We start from the raw sequence: 17,295 nt of genomic DNA on the forward strand, positions 1-17,295 counted from the left end.
GTGATTAACAGAAAAAAGCTAACTTTACCAAGTTGGCTTTTTTGCATCTATAATAAAAGCTGCTTCAACATTTGCTGAAGCAGCTTTTATTTTTTACTCCTCTTCCTCGAAGTCCATAAATCGTAACAAGTCACCATAAATTAAGTCATCTGAGTATCCTAATTCTTTATCAACCTGTTCGCTTATTGGGGCACATGCATTTGTTGAACCTGACTCATTATTAGCATTCGCTTCTTCCTCTTCTGCTTCTATAGGTTCCCCTGTCTGCCTGTCATAGCATACGCCGCTCGTAGAAATATACTCATCGCTAATAAAGTCGCCATTTCTTAATGCGATATACCCTTTTCGATCATCTGAGAACATATCATTACCGAAATAAAGATCATTTTCAGCTTCAACTCCCAATAGGTTCAATAACGTAGGCTTCACATCAATTTGTCCTGTAACTTCAGATTTGACTTCGCCTTCCCCATGTCCAGGGATGTGGAGGAAGAATGGTACACGTTGTAATTGCACCTGATCATATGGCGTAATTTCTTCTTTATCTAAATACTGACTCATCGCTTTGTTGTGGTTTGCACTAATACCGATATGGTCACCCATTATGACAAATATCGAATCCTCATATAAGTCACTTTCTTTTAATTGATTGAAAAAGTCTTCAATAGCCTCGTCCGTATATCTAACTGTCGGGAAGTAGTTATTCAGCGTATTCGAATTAGAATCAAAGGGCTCAATGGAACTATCTTCTTCATCTAAATTAAACGGGAAGTGATTTGTTAACGTAATAAACTTAGTATAAAACGGTTCTTCCTGTGACTGTAGATACTTCATCGATTGTTCAAAAAATGGTTTATCCTTTAATCCCCATCCAATGGAGTTTTCCTCAGACACTTCGTAAGCTTCTTCACCGTAAAACTTATCAAGACCTAAACTATTGTACATCCCCTCACGGTTCCAGAAACTTTTATTATTCGCGTGCATTACAGAGGTATGATAACCCTCCTGTCCCAATATTTCCGGAAGCCCATTATATTCATTTCCTCCATGTGTGAAGAAAACAGCGCCCCTTGATAAAGGATAAAGTGAATTTTCTACAAGGAATTCAGAATCTGAGGTGTTCCCCTGCCCTGTTTGTTCATAAAAGTTTTCAAAATAATAGGTGTCTTCATCTTCTGTTAAGCTATTCAAAAATGGCGTAACTTCTTCACCGTTCACCTCATTATTTATAACAAAACTTTGAATAGATTCAGCACTAATAAAAATAACGTTCCTATCTTCAGCTATACCATGCAAATCTGATTTTTCATCACTTTTTACATTCTCATCAATATAGTTCTGAATTTCAGGCAACTCATTACCATCTGCAAACACACGTTGTGATTCCGTTTTTGATTGCATAACAATATCATAGATGTGAAAGTTAAACAATCCGATATTCTTAACTAAATACTCGCGGTCAAATCCACGTGTGAATAGCTGTGGTCTTTCCATCTCCGCTAAGAAAAAGTTACCTGCTAGTAATACAAATGACATAGCAAGTGCGAATACTTTGCCGCTTCTCTGGTACCCAACTGACAGAACATCCTCTTTCTTTTTACTTAAATACCAAATTAGGATAACATCAACAAAAAGTAAAATATCATACGGTTGGATCAAAGTTAAAATACTTGATCCTAAATCAGCCATATTACTTCCCTGAAATAGCGTTGGTATGGTGATAAAATCATTAAATGACCGATAGAATACTAGATTAGCAAACAAAATAAACGTTAGAATAAACGCTGTATATCTTATAAATTTCATTTGACGGGACTGTTTTTTAAACCATACACTTATAGCAAATACAAGAAAAACAGAAACAAATGGATTGACAAATAAAATTAATTCCTGCATTGGATTTTCTATTTCCATCGAAAACATAAACCGGTACGCGATATATATTTTTAACCCAACTAAAAATGTTGCAATTATATACAATGGTACTTTAGTTCGCTTTGCATTCATAAATTCTTCCTCCTAAAACCCTTTCCTTGGCAAATAGGTCTTTTCTGCTTAAGTGCAACAATCTTTGCGATAAGCCATGTTTTCTAACTAAGTCTTACCATTTTTACTACATGCATTTTATCTTATTTACTTTAATACCCAATGTGACGGTTTTGAAACCATTTTTGATCAAACAATAATACAAAAGCTTTACACTAAATTAATGAATTTTACATTACATAGTTATATATTCTAATATATTTCAGCAAAAAAAGAAAGGCTAAAATGTTATATCTAATAATTTTTGTTTGACAAAAAATGCACCGCCAATAATTCCGGCATCATTTCCTAGTTGGGCTATCTTTATTTCACAAATATTACTTACACGAGGCAAGGCATATTTATGAAATGCATTTTTAATTTCACGTAGTAATTGATCTCCTGCTTTGGAGACACCTCCACCAATAAGAACCTTAGAAGGATTAATAGTTGTCCCCATATTTGCAATGAACAATCCTAGTGTATCTGCAGTGTCATGGATAATATGTTTGCAGTCAGTGTCTCCATTTTTGGCTAGATCAAATACATCTTTTGCAGATACAGTCCCTGTTTGCCGGTAATGATCTGCTAACGTGCTTGTCGGGTTATTTTTGACTTTATCCATAGCCTGACGTGCTATACCTGTAGCGGAAGCAATGGTTTCCAAACAGCCTTTGCGACCACAATTGCATAGATAACCCTTTGGATCTATCGTTGTATGGCCAATCTCACCTGCCATGCCGTTTTCTCCATTTAGTATCGCGCCATTCGCAATTATTCCACCACCAACGCCAGTGCCGAGTGTAATGGCAATTACATTTCTTGCCTGATTACCGGCGCCCTTCCAGTTTTCACCTAATACAGCAATATTTGCATCATTTTCCACAAATACCGGCACCTCGGACTTATCTTTCAGTTGTTTTGCCAATTCAAAATTTTCCCAGCCAATATTTACTGCTTCGTAAACAAAACCATTGTCACCATCGATAAAACCAGGTGCACCTACACCAATACCTAATATCATGTCTGTATCCAAATTCAATTCTGTTAACTGAAGACGAATCGACTGCCAGATGTCATCAATGATGGACATTCCTGCATTCGATTTATTGGTTGGTATCTCCCATTTATTTAGAATTTCACCGCTATCGTTAATAAAACCAATTTTAACTGTCGTTCCACCAATATCTACACCAATTATTATTTTATTCAATCGTTTGCACACCTTTTCCCCACGTAATTGTAACGTATTTCACAGGAGTAGTTTTACAGATTCTTATTGCTAAAAATCATTAAATATAATTATATCAAATCACATTACTAATTAGAAATAAATATATCCATCAGAAGCCAGATCTTCTTTTAACGATCTGGTTCTTGTGGTTTTAAGAAAATGATTTCTATTTATTGGTGATCTTATAAAGATATCAGGAAATGCTTGAAAAGAAAATAGTAAAAATAGCCAAAGGTTTGGAACAATCGAGGTTCTCTATATTATACACCAATCAAACAAAGCATAAATGATCTTATCTGTACATACCTTTTAAGAAAGTCGAGTTATTCAAAAGGATGACAAGCATGAAAAATTGGGTATTCATAACGATCGCACTATTATCAATCGCATTATTTGGCATTGTTTACTTTGTGAAAATGAATGATGCTCCTGCGATTACATATTTTCCAATCGATGAAGAAACTTCTTTTACATATGCGAACTCAAATCTGGAGTTGTCTACTCCTAAAGGGAGCGACTCTTATGAGATAGATTGGACAAGCAATTCCAGAAGTGATAAGGAAATGTATCTACGTCAAGATGCCTCCCTGTTATTTGACAAAGGAAAGCTAAGAGGGGTTCGTAGTAAATGGGTACAGGATACAAAATCTATTTATTTAGAGGACTCACTTCTAAGTGAGGATAGTAGTTACTTCCAAGTTATTTCCTTTCATCATGGTGAAATACATTATCCAAATGATGAAATTAAAAGTATCCATCAGATGTCGAGTGACCACTTGTATGTAATAGATTCGCCAGCTACGTCACTTGAAGCTTTTAAATCACCTGAAAACAATGATCAAACAGAGTGGAAGAATTTACTCGATCGTACAACGAAACAACAATTACTGCATCATTGGCATCAACTGTTTACACATTTTAATATTTCCAATGAATCGTATTTGGCTGTTCCACTTACCAATTTATACCGCTATAATAATGAATCGCTCCCTTCCATGACACAGGCACAAACGAATAAAATCATTGGACAATTGTGGGAAGGTGTATACAAAAATTATATTATTCCAGCTACTAGTACGGAAAATAATAAGCTGGAGAGCTATGTTCCGATTGTATTGTTTGATAAGGAAAATGATCATTTACTGGTATTGTTTGAACTAAACGGAAAAAAAGAGAGACTTATACAAAATTATTCATTTTAAACGTGCTCAGACACCGAGCACGTTTATTTTTAGCTGGCGTTCTTGCCTGTAATTTCCTCGTATAAGTCTATAAAATCCTCATCATCTGGGTTCATTTCATAGGCCGTTTCCACCATTTCTTCTGCTTTATCCGACTCTCCCGTATTATAATAAAGGAGCGCCAAGTTATAGTAGGCTTCTGGCAAAGCATCATCATATTCGATGCTGTTCTCTAAATCCTCTATTGCCTGGTCAATTTGATTCATTTCAATGTAAGCATAGGAACGTTGAAATAATACGGCTGCTTCATGGTCTCCTGATAACTCCAGCGCCTGCGTAGCGATATTTACCACTTCTTCGTAGTTGTCTTCCATTAGCAATTCTTCCATCTTCATTAATTGATAGGATTGGCTGTTCACATTATTTTGCACGCCAAATGCAACCAATCCAGAAATCATAATCAGATAAACGATAAACGCTAAAAGTTGTATTCGCAAGCTTTTATTTTTCGGCAGATGAATAATAGCTGATGCAATAAAACCTCCAATCAATCCGCCAAGATGGGCCCCCATGTCAATTTGTGGAATAGTAAAACCAAATACAATATTAATTCCTATTAATAATAATACACCACTACCTATGGTTTGAAAAAATAGTTTTTTATAAATGAAACCGAAAAAGACTATTGCCCCGAATAAGCCAAATAGTGCACCGGATGCACCGGCCGATACATTTGTAGTAAATGCAAAGCTTGCAAGTCCCCCACTGATGCCTGCAAGAAAATAAATGATAAGAAAGCGCCATGAACCGTAAATCCTTTCTACCAATGTTCCTAAATAGTATACTGCCAGCATATTCATAAATAGGTGCAAGAATCCAATATGCAGAAACATGGAGCTTATAATACGCCACCACTGCCCGTCTTCAATGATTGCCGGATTATACTTTGCACCGAATTCGATCAAGTTATCGATGGATGTGCTGCTGCCGTTGCTTTCAAGCATAAAAAATAGGATAATATTTATAACCAGTAGAAAATAAGTAAGGAATGGTTTGCCAAACGAAAATACATTTTCAGCTTCTTGTCTTTGACGGAGCAAAGCATTGGTTAAAAATCGTTTATAATTTTGGGCCTTTTCTTCTTTTGCAGTTTCAGAAAGCGCATCTGGACTTGAAGTGGAAGAGGAATTAAGATCTGTAAAGAGCCTTTTCTTTTCTTCTGTTAAGTCATCTTCAGCTAAATAATATACTTTCATTTTTACTGGATTTCTTTCTTTTAATTGCATTGGTTTCCTTAAAACTTCCCAGTCGTCCACTGGAACATGTGAGGACACATAAACATTATACAACGCCACATGTTTACCAGCCAACAGGCGCTTCATGGCTTTGGCTTTTTGAAATGTCAGTGCGATATCTTTTTTTAAATGATTTTTCCAATCAAATCCTTTATGTATAATACGAACTACAGTTGATGTATTTTTTTCATACTTTTCCAACCAAACTTCTTCATCTTTCTCATTTATCTCCAGTACATCAAAATGATCATTAACAACCAAATGATACGCCATTTTGTACATGGTATAATTTTCATCAAGATACATATACTTCTTCTCCCCAGTACATCATATTAAAACAGTAATGCTTTTTCCTAAAAAAAGCAAAAAGAAGCTGCTTAAGATAACAACTTCTTTTTCTCTTCAATAAGATGAATGACTCGATTGGCTCTTGAATAAACCTGGTAAGACCTTTGTTCTTAATGTCGGCATATTCATCGATAGGCTAACTGCAACCCGCCGCAAGAAACTTACCGCCAGTATTGTGTTCATCACTCGATACCGCCATTTATAAAGAATGGAAATTGCCGTTATAGCAGTTGCAATAATGATAATAAATCGCATGTAAACACCCTTTTCTAATTGTGGTGTTATTAGTTATTTTCCATTCAACTGACATTTATGCATGACATTAAACGTCATAGGCTTATAGCTCGTCTATTCCATCTTCCGTAATAAGATGTTTGACAGGGAGATCGAATTCTTCTCTAGGAATTTTTTCCACTAATTGGCTTCCATGTAATAAAGAAACTGTCTCGTTAGGATAGTCCATTAAAAACCGGTCATAATATCCGCCACCAAATCCAATCCGAAAGCCACCTTTATCGAATAGCAATCCTGGTACAATCAGTAAATCAATGGCAGCTTTGTCAATTTCCCTTGTTTCATTGGGTTTTGGTTCCATTAAATTATAATAAACCACTTCTAATTGATCATAGCTGTCTAGTTGATAAAATGTAAGCTTTTTTTCCTGTGGGATGCATTTTGGTACACACACGATTTTGTTTTGCTTCCATGCAGCTTCAATGATAGCTGTTGTATCCCATTCAAATCCTTGTGACATTGTAATACCCACTGTATCTGCCTCTTTCCAAAGAGTAGAATTTACGAGATGGTCTATTAGTTGTTTTTCTATTGTTTGCTTAGTCTTCTCAGGAATATTTTTTAGTTTCTCGATTGCGGATTTTCGTAGTTGAAGTTTATCCAAATGAATCACCTCTTATAAAATGGCTGTTTTCTAAAGGAATATTGTTTTTGACACAAAAGATATAGTAGACGACATTATGTTCGATAATTGCCGTCGTCCGGGATCATTACGGGCAGTCGCTTTCCGCGGGAAGCGAAATGTCTTTTACGGAGTGAAGCCAAGCATTCAACCATTATTAGAACGAGAGACTTCTCGAAAGGGAATTTTCACAATGTCGTCTTTTATATCAACTGCGAATATTTAAAAGTAACAATACTTACGAAAAGAGCCTATAAAATAAACTCTTACCAATTAATGAAGTTGATAAGAGTTTATCCTTTTACAAATTATTTTGTTTCGCGATGCAAGGTGTGTTTTTTTAAACGTGGGCAATATTTCATAAGCTCTAAACGCTCCGGATTAGTTCGCTTGTTTTTTGATGAAATATAATTACGCTCTCCTGTTTCAGTACAGGCTAAAGTAATATTTACGCGCATGATTTTCCCTCCAAACTTTTAGAAAAAACGCAGAGCTACTGCCAATAAGCGATGAAAGTCCGCGTTTCTATTTCATCCTTAGAAATTTACTTTTCTTAAGTGTAATAAACTTACTTATAAACTGCTCTTAGTTCATGTCAGACCTAATTATAATAGCAGATGTTTCAAAAATTATCAAGGACTCCTTGTAAAAAATTATAGTTTTCACATCTCTATTTCTATGTTATAACTAATATTGTATCATAATAGATAGTTACTATAAAAGAAATGGAGGTAGTTGAATGATTTATGCAGGAATTGCCATCATAATTGTTGCTGTCGTCTTATTCATCTTATCATTTTTTATGAATGATAAATTTGAAGACTTGGAAAGTCAAGTAGAACAGCTTTCCATCTCAACAATGCAGGATACATATCAGATGAAGAAAAAAATTAAAATCCTGGAAGAGGAATTACTTCCAGAAGATATCATGCAGGACACACTCTCTAAAAATGAGAGAAACAATTCATAATCTAATGGTAAAAGAAGGAGAAGAATATGAAACAGCCAGTACGATCATTCTCAATAGGCTTATTTACAGCCGGGATAATTATGCTAATTGGCGTTTATTTTTTTGATACACCGTCAAATGATGCCGAACAATTGCCGTCTGATGAGATGATTCCTGCACTCGAGGAAGAAGGTTATCATGTTTTAACTGAATCAGAATACATTTCACTGTCGGTAAATGATGGAAATAATAATGAGTCAAGTGATTCGGATGAAAGCACCGCTACGGGAGAAACTGAAGATGACGAATCGGAAGACCAAAACACGGAAGAAAGTCAGGAAGATGGATCAGAAGAAGATGATACAACGGATGAAGATTCGGAAACATCGTACACATTAAATATTGAACAAGGTATGGATTCTGCAACCATTAGTTCATTATTAGCGGAAAACGATATAATAGACGACGCTGATGAATTTAGCCAATACTTGAATGAAGAAGGATACGGGGTATATATACAAATCGGAGAACATGAATTATCAAGTGATATGAGTTTTTATGAGATAGCTGAACTAATCGCAAATTAAAAGCTATATTGCAGCAACCAGAATTATGCTGCAATATAGCTTTTTTAATGAACATACGCTGACCATTTTAGATCTGGTCAGCGTATGTGAGCAAGAGCTTATTCCTCGTTTTCTTCTCCTTCGTTGTCTTCATTACCCTCACTTCTATCCTCTTTTAAATCAAAATACGCATCCAAAATTCCTTCTCCGATATAATGATTGATTCCGCTAGCTTCCCCGGTATGTGGAACAACTACCGCAAAAGCTATTTCCGGCTCATCAAAAGGTGCGTACCCGACTAAGCTGAGATTCTCTGTATATTGTTCTAAACTTCCATCTTCATATAATTCATTTTCTGCCGTGCCTGTTTTACCGGCAGGGTTGTAATCCTTATCCCCAAAATAGCTGTAACCCGTACCATCGGAGGTTTGGAATACTTGACGGAATCCTTCCTGGACCCGCTCTATATGGTCTTGATCCATTTGAATTCTATTCAGTACGTCTGTGTTATGATGTTTATAAACAGACCCCAAATTTTCCTCTGAAGCAACCGGATTTCGAATTTCTTTGAGGAAATGTGGACGAACACGGTACCCGTCGTTTGCAATTGTAGATACATATTGTGCCATCTGCATGGTAGTATAGGTATCAAATTGACCGATCGCATGGTCCATAAAGTTACCAGCAGTACCCTGAGATCCTTCATAACCCGTTGATTCAAATGGATAATCGACGCCTGTTTCCGAACCTAGTCCAAATTGCCTAAAATAGTTACGCATCTCCTGCCAAGCACTCGGATCAAATGAAACGGATTCGTTTCGTTGATAATTATATTCACCGCCCATACGCATTGCAATATGAAACATGTATATGTTAGATGATTGCTGTAAGGCATCCAAATCATTAACTAAACCTAAATTCCTCCAGGATGCTTTTTCTTCCGTTCCAGCTATTTTAATTGGAGCATCATAAAACGTCTGTCCTGGTGTAACGACTTCTGATTCATATCCGGCTAACATCGTTGCACCTTTTACTATCGAGCCTGGTATGTGTGCATCATATAGCGTTTTGTATGCAGTGTTATTAAACTCATCCTCTTCCCTGTCATAAGTCTGCCCGGATACGGCTAATAACTCACCGGTTTGTGGATCCATAACAACAGCAAGCGCATCTTCCATATTCCGGTTTTCGTATGGAGCTTCACTTATCGCTTTATCTAACTCTTCGCGGACTATTTCATCAACACGTTCCTGGAATTCCATATCAATGGTTAATACTAGATCTTTGCCACGCTCTCCTTCTACAACGGTTTCCGTATTAACGACATTTCCACTCTTATCTGTTGAGTATTGAATTTGCTCCTTTGTACCCCTTAGTACACCTTCATATTGTTCCTCTAAGCCAGTATTGCCAACACGGTCATTTCTTGAGTATCCTCTTGTTAAATAATATTCTTCCTGATCACTCGGTATGCCTTCTTCCTGTGTTGTAATGGAACCAAGGAGGTTACGTATAGTATCGTCATAAGGGTATTCTCTATTCCAATCTGTTGTTGCATTAACACCTGGCAGGACATCGAGATGTTCTGCAACACGAGCATATTCTTCCGGAGTTACATCCTCATTTTTAACAATATGAGGTGTTAAGGAACGTGCCTTGTCTAACTCTTTCTTAATTGCAATTACCTCTTCTTCCTCTTCCGAAAAATTACTGATCTCTTCTTCTGAAATACGATCTAAAACCATATCGTAGTATTCAGAATTACTCATTTCCTCTGCCTCTTCATCCGATACACGACTCTCTGCCTCATCCTTGTTTTTCAGATACCAGTATTCCTTCCTGTTTCTTTCGGTGATCCCATCGGTATCCATGGAAATGAATTCAGCTAGTCTTTCAGCTACCTCTAGCCGATCTTCTGCTTGTACACCCTTGGCCGGTGTATACGTTATAGAGTATAATGGTTTATTGTCTACCACAACATCGTGATTGCTATCATATATTTTCCCACGTGGAACCGGAACTTTCGAAGTATCCTCTATCGTTCGTTCAATTTCTTCCTGAAAACTCTCCCCATTTAAAATCTGCACAACACCCAGCTGAAGAATTAATACAGAAAAAGATAAAAATACAACGAAAAATAATATATTTAATCGGAAGGGAAGCTGCGCCTTTTTCTTATTTTTCCTTTTTACCATTTATTCTCCCCCATATAAATTACTGCGTGGCAACTCACTCCCCTTATTATATCATTTATTTCATGAAATTCGAATAGGATCAACGATTTTTTTCATCAGTAATTTGATCTTTTATCATCATATCTTTGTTATTTGGACTACTCAGGTAGATATCTTTCACAAAAACATAAATGAATAGATGTCCTATTCCAAAGATGACCAATAGCCACGGGATTATCTCCTCAGCTTGGAAAATAGAAACAGCTATAAGAAAAACACTGATTGATAAAACCCGTCCTATATTGACAAATAACTCGCGAACAACAATATATTCGACACGTAAATCTTTCGCTTTCCAAGCCTTCCCTATTACATCATAGGTCATTGAATTGTAAGGGACATTTATAATTGGGTAGGCAATACCTATAAATACGGCATAAATAATCATTAGCAGATAACTTATCTCAAACAAAATAATAAAAATCGAAAAGTAAAGAATAAGTGCCCCAATTAAAATAGCCTTTTTTCTCATGGATGGTTTGATAAATTTTGTAGCTAAAAAATAAAAGATAAACGAAAGCCCGGACAAAGATAAATTAAACACACCTAAAGCAAATTCGCTATTTGTGATTAAATAGACCCAAATCGTAATAACAAACGCGAACATCCCTTCTCTTAGCCCTTGGGCAACATGGGCGTTTAAAATTCGGTTCCAATTTTTATTATGCCGTCTTTCTTCAAGAATTCGCCTAAAGTGAAAACTTCCTTCCGCTTTGCGGCGGTTTAGGAAGAAGCTTGATACTACTGCACAAATAAATAAAATAAACGAAATGGTAAAGATTGTCCTGTAACCAAGATTTGCAGTCATTTTAGCAATAATTATCCCTGCTAATAACGGCCCAATCATTCCACCGAACGATTGCAAGACACCTAAAAATCCATTGAAAAAATCCCTTGTTTCTGGTTCTGTAATTTCAAATGTTAAAACATTGAATGCCAACCAATAAAATCCATATCCGATTCCGAGTAGACTACCGAGCAAGAAATTGTAGGTGGATGCATCCTCTCCGATTATTAACACACTTAAAAAGAAAAGGGATAAAAATGTTACCCCTAGCCTTAACACAATAACGCGATCTACTTTTTTAGCCAGTTTCCCTGCTAAAATGAAAGTAGCTGGTTGAAATAAAAATATGGCTAAATTATACACGGCAATGGTAATGTAATCACCAGATTGCTTCCATAAGTAAATATTAACAAATGTATTGGAGAGAAAAATCCCTAAAAAATAGAGACCTCCAACCAGTAATAAGAGTAATAAATCACGATTTATATCTAATTTATCTTGATAATACTGCAGACTTTTTCGCATCACTGATACTCCTTTTTTTATTAGTCATAGTTTAAGCAAATGAGTATCAGATATGCAGAAAGGCTGCCTTTAAAAAATAATCGAAATAGAAAAACACGGGAAAGTTTCCCGTGTTTTCTAAATAAAATTATTTATTTTGCTTCATTATAGTTTTTAGCAACTTCATCCCAGTTAACTACATTCCAGAATGCAGCAACGTAGTCAGGACGTTTATTTTGATATTTAAGATAATAAGCATGCTCCCAAACATCCAGGCCTAGAATTGGAGTTTTCCCTTCCATTACTGGAGTATCCTGGTTAGGAGTGCTTGTTATTTCAAGTTCTCCGTTATTAACAACAAGCCATGCCCAGCCTGAACCAAAGCGACCTGTTGCAGCATTTCCAAATTCCTCTTTAAATTTGTCAAAGCTACCGAATTTGGCATTTATTTTATCAGATAATTCTCCGGATGGTTCTCCACCACCATTAGGTGAAAGTATTTTCCAGAACAAGCTATGGTTGGCATGTCCACCACCATTATTACGGACTGCAGTACGAGCACTTTCCGGTACTGCATCCAGATTACTTAATAAATCTTCAAGTGATTTATCCTGAAGATCTGAGTGTCCTTCTAAAGCACCGTTCAATTTTGTAACATACGTATTATGATGCTTCGTATGGTGAATGTTCATCGTTTCTTTATCGATTGTTGGTTCTAATGCATCATACGCATAAGGTAGTTCTGGTAATTCAAATTTTGCCATTTTTAATCTTCCTCCTCTATTGTATTATAAAAGGACCTGAAAATTCACCCTTTTAATTAAGGTTATCAAAGCTTTATACCATATGCAAACTTTATGCATGAGTAAATATGCTTTATATATGTACTTCCCTTTTATGATTTATTAAAACATATTTTGTGTGATTTTTAAGTTTGAAAATTAAAACAAATACTCTCAAATAAAAAACAAGCTAAATAGCTTGTTCAAAACAGTGTGATGGCTCGGGACGGAATCGAACCGCCGACACACGGATTTTCAGTCCGTTGCTCTACCGACTGAGCTACCGAGCCTTGTCCAATTTCAGACTTCTGATATCTGATTATGTATGGAGGAGGAAGAGGGATTCGAACCCCCGCGGGCTTTTACACCCCTGTCGGTTTTCAAGACCGATCCCTTCAACCAGACTTGGGTATTCCTCCTAGCATTAATATGGTGGACCCTGCAGGATTCGAACCTGCGACCGATCGGTTATGAGCCGATAGCTCTGACCAACTGAGCTAAGGGTCCGGGATTATTAGAAACACTTGGCATTGTTAAGCTTTTAGTAGCGAGTGCCACAGTTGCACTTATGCAGTAGAAAAATTTTATACTTTCATATCTGCGAACTAATTATTTATTACGTATTAATGGGGCGACCGGTGGGGATCGAACCCACGAATGCCGGAGCCACAATCCGGTGCGTTAACCACTTCGCCACGACCGCCGTTTGATTTGTGCAGGTGATAGCGGTGGAGGGGATCGAACCCACGACCTCACGGGTATGAACCGTACGCTCTCGCCAGCTGAGCTACACCGCCATTTTGGCTCCACAGGTAGGATTCGAACCTACGACCGATCGGTTAACAGCCGATAGCTCTACCACTGAGCTACTGTGGAATAATTTCTTTCACAAATTTAATTAACAGCGACGAAATATAATTTAACATGTTCGACAAGTTATGTCAACATCTTTTTTTCACAGAATAAAAATTAACGCATGTATATGTAGTGTCGTTATCTGAAACAACATTATTTACTATAGCACTTTCAATAATATATTTCAAGAAAAAATTTAAAAAAGTTATAGTTCTAATACAAAAATATAGAGAAGGGGATCCAGAGCCCCTTCTCACTTAGTCATCTATTCTCCCAAAACTTCCTCAGCAATATTTACAGCATGATCGCCAATTCTTTCCAAATTGCTAAGAATATCAACAAATACAATGCCGGCAGATCCGCTGCATTGACCTTCATTCACTCGTATAATGTGTTTTTTACGATAATTCCGTTCCATTTTATCTATTTGATCTTCTTTTTGAATGACCGCAAGTGCATCTTCTCTGCTCATTTGATCAAGTGATTGTACGGCTTGTTTCACTGTCATGATTGTCAAATCGAACATGTTATTAAGATCTTCCTGCGCTTGAGGTGTTATATAAACCTTGTGCGATATTTTATAGTCAATTAATTCAAGAATGTTTTCAAAGTGATCTCCAATCCGCTCAATATCACGAACTGAATCCATTAATGCTGTGTGTTTTGCACTATCGGCCTCTGATAGAGTGCCTGCAGATATATTAATTAGATATTCGGTTATTTTTTGATCTAAATTGTTTAGAGCCCCTTCTACCTGCACAGCCATCTCAGAATGCTTTTGCTGATTCGTTGTCAAATACAGGTTTGTTTCTTCTAAACCTTTTGATGCGTATTCCCCCATGCGAATAATCTCGGATTTTGCTTGATCCAGCGCTAATGCAGATGATTGTTGAATAAAAATTGGATCCAAATGTTTTGGCTTATATTCGATAATCGTATCTTCACCTGGAACTAACTTTGTAACAAGCCATGCGAGTGCACCAATAAATGGAAATTGTATGATTGTATTAGCGATATTAAAACTTCCGTGCGCAAATGCTATCGTCATCTCTTCATTTAAAGCGAACTGTTCTTGTAAAAACATGACGTATTGTGTAAATACACCCAACAATAAAATACCAATTGTTGCACCTAATACATTGAAAATAACATGTGTAAAAGCCGCTCTTTTTGCTGCCACAGAGGCCCCTAAAGAAGCCAGTACGGCAGTAATTGTTGTCCCTATATTATCACCGAACAACACTGGTAATGCTGCTTCCAAACTGATGGCACCTTGAGCAAATAAACCTTGTAATATTCCTATCGTTGCACTGGAACTTTGTACAATCAGTGTAAACACTGTCCCTATTACGACACCTAAAATAGGCGTTTCACTCATGCTTACCGTCAGTTCCTGAAAGGACTCCAAACTGCGTAATGGTGACATTCCACTACTCATTAATTCCAAACCAAAAAACAAGGCACCAAAGCCAAATATCGCTTGTCCCACTGCAGTAACTTTTTGATGTTTAAAGAAGAATAATAGAAAAGCACCTACTGCAATAATTGGTAAAGCATATGCGCCCAAGTCGATACCAATAATAAACGCTGTTACCGTTGTACCAATATTGGCACCCATAATAACACCAATAGCTTGTCTGAATGTCATAAATCCAGCATTCACAAGTCCAACTGTTAACACTGTTGTACCAGAACTACTTTGAATCAGTATAGTTACAATGATACCAGCTAAAACTCCCAAAAAAGGATTGCTTGTAAATTTATCCAGAATGTCTCTTAATCGGTCACCAGCTGATTTTTGCAGGCCTTCCCCCATATACTTTATACCAATAAGAAAAATACCTAATCCGCCAATGAACTCAAATAACAATGTTTGTACATCGATATCCACTTGTTGTATCGCCCCTTTATTCATGTTGAATCTTGTCACATACCTCTACCATTATTAAATGAATATGAAGGATTTGTAAAGGATCTTCTTAAATAATTTACAATAACTTAACATTTCTCTTATTTTATCTTTTTATTATTGTTTACATTTGAAAACGTGTTATTCGAAAGTGAAAAAGAAAATCCCCCATGAAAACCCATGGAAGACTGCTTCTGAATATTATTCTTTTATCTTTTCAACAAGTATTTTCGTACCATCTACCTGCACAACACGAACGGGCGTATCCTTAGAAACCCATTGTCCATTTGAAACGGCACTATAATCTTTCTTATTGATCCGAATGGTTCCCGTCGGTCTTAAATCATTTAACGTGATACCTTCCTCGTTAACCAAAGCTTCATATTCCATGTTCATGGAATTATAACCAGCTTCCTTTGTTAATTGATCTTTTAACGTAATCTTTGTCCACATTTCTCTTCGTTTGAATACTTTCAGGAAAAAGAAAGAAGCGCCTCCACCTAGTAGGACTCCAATAACCGCATACAATCCCGAAGTAAGATCCGGAGCAGCTAAGGCAACTGAAGCTAACATTGCAGCTAAGCCGAGCGTAGCAAGCGTCCCATCGTTTACCACTTTTCCATCAATGATAATAAGTAATATTCCTGCAAAATAAATAATAAGCATGAAGATAAAGGAGCCTGTTTCTACATATGCTCCAAAATATACGGTAATAAATCCGACTCCTAATAATGCAAATAATCCGCGCATATTAACTAAAACTTCACCAATTAAAAATAATGTGCCCAATCCGGTAATAACAAGGCCTATCCATGTTAAAGAAAATATATCCAACATATTTCCTCCTTCCTACTAAATTGTACGTGTTACCATTATAAATTGTTTCAATAAAAAAGGGGTAAAAATATGGATTTCATTAAAAAAACTTTTATATTTGTACTAATTATATTACTTGGTATTAGTATATATAACGACTTAACATTAGGGAATTCTCAAGAAAATAAAATAAATCGTATCCAACAGCCAGCCACTGATATAAATTTTACTGTTCTTCAAATAAAAGTGGAGCCCGGAGATACTGTTTTATCCATTGTAGAGCGAATAAACAACAATAGGAATCTTGAAAAAATGGATCTCACACAAATTTTAACAGATTTTAACACCATAAATCCATCAATTGATCCACATAACCTCGATCCTCACACTTATTATTATTTCCCTCTATATAATACGCCATAAAAATAAGGGCTGAACAATTTCAGCCCTTACCTTATTTACATGAAAGGAAGAATAAAAAGTGTAATGATAATCGAAATCGCCCCTGCGGCAATCGCGATATTACCTAAGGTATCTGCACCACGGGCTCTGGAAATGAATCCCAGAATAATCCCCGCACCACCTAAGATGATTGGCATCATAAAATAGGATATGATGGATAAGGCTACTCCTATCCAACCATACGTACTATTTACCTCTGTATCCAAGTGTGAGTTCTGTTCACCTACAGGTTTTCGATCTCTGGTATGATCATCTGCTGTTACTTCGCTGGCAAATTCTTCATTCCTGGAACTATCTGGTTCTATGCGGACATAATCCTTATTTTTTTGTTGCCCTTCATGATTCGGTCCGACATTTTGATTCCGTTGGTTATTAAATTCATCCATAGCTAAGACCTCCCTTATTTCTAGATTGAGGTACGTCTATAGTTTA

Annotated in this window: 16 protein-coding genes and 6 tRNA genes; 4 read left to right on the forward strand and 18 right to left on the reverse strand. The window is 36.4% G+C overall.

Features of this window, described 5'->3' with window-relative positions; genetic code table 11:
- Positions 1 to 93: 93 nt before the first annotated feature.
- Together KFZ58_RS10390 and KFZ58_RS10395 are read right to left on the reverse strand one after the other, a co-directional pair.
- Positions 94 to 2,007 (reverse strand): LTA synthase family protein, encoded by a 1,914-nt coding sequence (locus tag KFZ58_RS10390; protein WP_235791252.1) that lies wholly within the window; start codon positions 2,005 to 2,007, stop codon positions 94 to 96.
- Between the two features lie 259 nt (positions 2,008 to 2,266).
- On the reverse strand, positions 2,267 to 3,238 hold the full coding sequence (locus KFZ58_RS10395; protein WP_235791253.1) for an ROK family glucokinase: 972 nt from the start codon (positions 3,236 to 3,238) through the stop codon (positions 2,267 to 2,269).
- A gap of 365 nt (positions 3,239 to 3,603) precedes the next feature.
- Here KFZ58_RS10395 and KFZ58_RS10400 point away from each other — a divergent pair, with 365 nt between their 5' ends.
- On the forward strand, positions 3,604 to 4,461 hold the full coding sequence (locus KFZ58_RS10400) for a hypothetical protein (RefSeq protein WP_235791254.1): 858 nt from the start codon (positions 3,604 to 3,606) through the stop codon (positions 4,459 to 4,461).
- A gap of 29 nt (positions 4,462 to 4,490) precedes the next feature.
- On the opposite strand, the gene KFZ58_RS10405 is transcribed toward KFZ58_RS10400, so the two are convergent.
- From KFZ58_RS10405 to rpmG, 4 genes are all read right to left on the reverse strand, one after another.
- Entirely contained in the window at positions 4,491 to 6,041 is a 1,551-nt protein-coding gene (locus KFZ58_RS10405) for a rhomboid family intramembrane serine protease (protein WP_235791255.1), read from the reverse strand.
- 96 nt (positions 6,042 to 6,137) lie between these two features.
- The gene (gene yqgO, locus KFZ58_RS10410) at positions 6,138 to 6,338 is read right to left on the reverse strand and encodes a protein YqgO (protein ID WP_235791256.1); all 201 of its coding nucleotides are present in this window, start codon (positions 6,336 to 6,338) and stop codon (positions 6,138 to 6,140) included.
- Positions 6,339 to 6,420: 82 nt separating this feature from the next.
- Complete coding sequence (locus tag KFZ58_RS10415) at positions 6,421 to 6,990, reverse strand: 5-formyltetrahydrofolate cyclo-ligase (protein ID WP_370642262.1); 570 nt, start codon at positions 6,988 to 6,990, stop codon at positions 6,421 to 6,423.
- Positions 6,991 to 7,307: 317 nt separating this feature from the next.
- On the reverse strand, positions 7,308 to 7,457 hold the full coding sequence (gene rpmG, locus KFZ58_RS10420) for a 50S ribosomal protein L33 (RefSeq protein WP_235791258.1): 150 nt from the start codon (positions 7,455 to 7,457) through the stop codon (positions 7,308 to 7,310).
- A gap of 281 nt (positions 7,458 to 7,738) precedes the next feature.
- Between rpmG and KFZ58_RS10425 the strand changes: the two genes are divergently transcribed.
- Both KFZ58_RS10425 and KFZ58_RS10430 read left to right on the forward strand, forming a co-directional pair.
- Positions 7,739 to 7,969: a hypothetical protein gene (locus KFZ58_RS10425; protein ID WP_235791259.1), complete on the forward strand. Its 231-nt coding sequence runs from the start codon at positions 7,739 to 7,741 to the stop codon at positions 7,967 to 7,969.
- Between the two features lie 26 nt (positions 7,970 to 7,995).
- Complete coding sequence (locus KFZ58_RS10430) at positions 7,996 to 8,535, forward strand: hypothetical protein (RefSeq protein ID WP_235791260.1); 540 nt, start codon at positions 7,996 to 7,998, stop codon at positions 8,533 to 8,535.
- Between the two features lie 98 nt (positions 8,536 to 8,633).
- Here the strand turns inward: KFZ58_RS10430 and KFZ58_RS10435 are convergent, their stop codons facing one another.
- The 11 genes from KFZ58_RS10435 to KFZ58_RS10485 all read right to left on the reverse strand — a co-directional run bounded on the left by KFZ58_RS10435 (position 8,634) and on the right by KFZ58_RS10485 (position 16,419).
- Positions 8,634 to 10,709 carry a peptidoglycan D,D-transpeptidase FtsI family protein gene (locus KFZ58_RS10435; RefSeq protein WP_235791261.1) on the reverse strand — a complete coding sequence of 692 codons (2,076 nt, stop codon included), beginning with the start codon at positions 10,707 to 10,709 and terminating at the stop codon, positions 8,634 to 8,636.
- 79 nt (positions 10,710 to 10,788) lie between these two features.
- Complete coding sequence (locus tag KFZ58_RS10440; RefSeq protein ID WP_235791262.1) at positions 10,789 to 12,060, reverse strand: MFS transporter; 1,272 nt, start codon at positions 12,058 to 12,060, stop codon at positions 10,789 to 10,791.
- A gap of 131 nt (positions 12,061 to 12,191) precedes the next feature.
- Positions 12,192 to 12,803, reverse strand: a complete 612-nt coding sequence (locus KFZ58_RS10445) for a superoxide dismutase (RefSeq protein ID WP_235791263.1) — start codon at positions 12,801 to 12,803, stop codon at positions 12,192 to 12,194.
- A 235-nt stretch (positions 12,804 to 13,038) separates the two neighbouring features.
- A tRNA-Phe gene (locus KFZ58_RS10450) sits at positions 13,039 to 13,111 on the reverse strand.
- A gap of 36 nt (positions 13,112 to 13,147) precedes the next feature.
- A tRNA-Ser gene (locus tag KFZ58_RS10455) sits at positions 13,148 to 13,240 on the reverse strand.
- A gap of 11 nt (positions 13,241 to 13,251) precedes the next feature.
- Positions 13,252 to 13,328 (reverse strand) — tRNA-Ile (locus KFZ58_RS10460).
- 120 nt (positions 13,329 to 13,448) lie between these two features.
- A tRNA-His gene (locus tag KFZ58_RS10465) sits at positions 13,449 to 13,524 on the reverse strand.
- 20 nt (positions 13,525 to 13,544) lie between these two features.
- A tRNA-Met gene (locus KFZ58_RS10470) sits at positions 13,545 to 13,618 on the reverse strand.
- A gap of 4 nt (positions 13,619 to 13,622) precedes the next feature.
- Positions 13,623 to 13,697 (reverse strand) — tRNA-Asn (locus tag KFZ58_RS10475).
- 244 nt (positions 13,698 to 13,941) lie between these two features.
- A complete protein-coding gene (locus KFZ58_RS10480) occupies positions 13,942 to 15,567 on the reverse strand; it encodes a Na/Pi cotransporter family protein (protein ID WP_235794723.1) in 1,626 nt (541 codons plus the stop codon).
- 219 nt (positions 15,568 to 15,786) lie between these two features.
- Positions 15,787 to 16,419: an NfeD family protein gene (locus KFZ58_RS10485; protein WP_235791264.1), complete on the reverse strand. Its 633-nt coding sequence runs from the start codon at positions 16,417 to 16,419 to the stop codon at positions 15,787 to 15,789.
- A gap of 72 nt (positions 16,420 to 16,491) precedes the next feature.
- Here KFZ58_RS10485 and yqfZ point away from each other — a divergent pair, with 72 nt between their 5' ends.
- Positions 16,492 to 16,824, forward strand: coding sequence for a protein YqfZ (yqfZ, locus tag KFZ58_RS10490; protein ID WP_235791265.1), 333 nt, complete (start codon positions 16,492 to 16,494; stop codon positions 16,822 to 16,824).
- A 35-nt stretch (positions 16,825 to 16,859) separates the two neighbouring features.
- On the opposite strand, the gene KFZ58_RS10495 is transcribed toward yqfZ, so the two are convergent.
- Entirely contained in the window at positions 16,860 to 17,249 is a 390-nt protein-coding gene (locus KFZ58_RS10495) for a hypothetical protein (RefSeq protein ID WP_235791266.1), read from the reverse strand.
- Positions 17,250 to 17,295: the final 46 nt, after the last annotated feature.

Source organism: Virgibacillus sp. NKC19-16, from assembly GCF_021560035.1.
In the GTDB taxonomy this organism is placed as follows: Bacteria; Bacillota; Bacilli; order Bacillales; family Amphibacillaceae; genus Virgibacillus_L; species Virgibacillus_L salidurans.

Excerpts from the sequence above, each read along its gene's own strand:
- yqfZ (WP_235791265.1), top strand. The coding sequence starts at position 16,492 with ATGGATTTCATTAAAAAAACTTTTATATTTGTACTAATTATATTACTT.
- yqgO (WP_235791256.1), bottom strand. The coding sequence starts at position 6,338 with ATGCGATTTATTATCATTATTGCAACTGCTATAACGGCAATTTCCATT.
- KFZ58_RS10400 (WP_235791254.1), top strand. The coding sequence starts at position 3,604 with ATGAAAAATTGGGTATTCATAACGATCGCACTATTATCAATCGCATTA.
- rpmG (WP_235791258.1), bottom strand. The coding sequence starts at position 7,457 with ATGCGCGTAAATATTACTTTAGCCTGTACTGAAACAGGAGAGCGTAAT.
- KFZ58_RS10440 (WP_235791262.1), bottom strand. The coding sequence starts at position 12,060 with ATGCGAAAAAGTCTGCAGTATTATCAAGATAAATTAGATATAAATCGT.
- KFZ58_RS10430 (WP_235791260.1), top strand. The coding sequence starts at position 7,996 with ATGAAACAGCCAGTACGATCATTCTCAATAGGCTTATTTACAGCCGGG.
- KFZ58_RS10495 (WP_235791266.1), bottom strand. The coding sequence starts at position 17,249 with ATGGATGAATTTAATAACCAACGGAATCAAAATGTCGGACCGAATCAT.
- KFZ58_RS10425 (WP_235791259.1), top strand. The coding sequence starts at position 7,739 with ATGATTTATGCAGGAATTGCCATCATAATTGTTGCTGTCGTCTTATTC.
- KFZ58_RS10435 (WP_235791261.1), bottom strand. The coding sequence starts at position 10,709 with ATGGTAAAAAGGAAAAATAAGAAAAAGGCGCAGCTTCCCTTCCGATTA.
- KFZ58_RS10405 (WP_235791255.1), bottom strand. The coding sequence starts at position 6,041 with ATGTATCTTGATGAAAATTATACCATGTACAAAATGGCGTATCATTTG.
- KFZ58_RS10445 (WP_235791263.1), bottom strand. The coding sequence starts at position 12,803 with ATGGCAAAATTTGAATTACCAGAACTACCTTATGCGTATGATGCATTA.
- KFZ58_RS10390 (WP_235791252.1), bottom strand. The coding sequence starts at position 2,007 with ATGAATGCAAAGCGAACTAAAGTACCATTGTATATAATTGCAACATTT.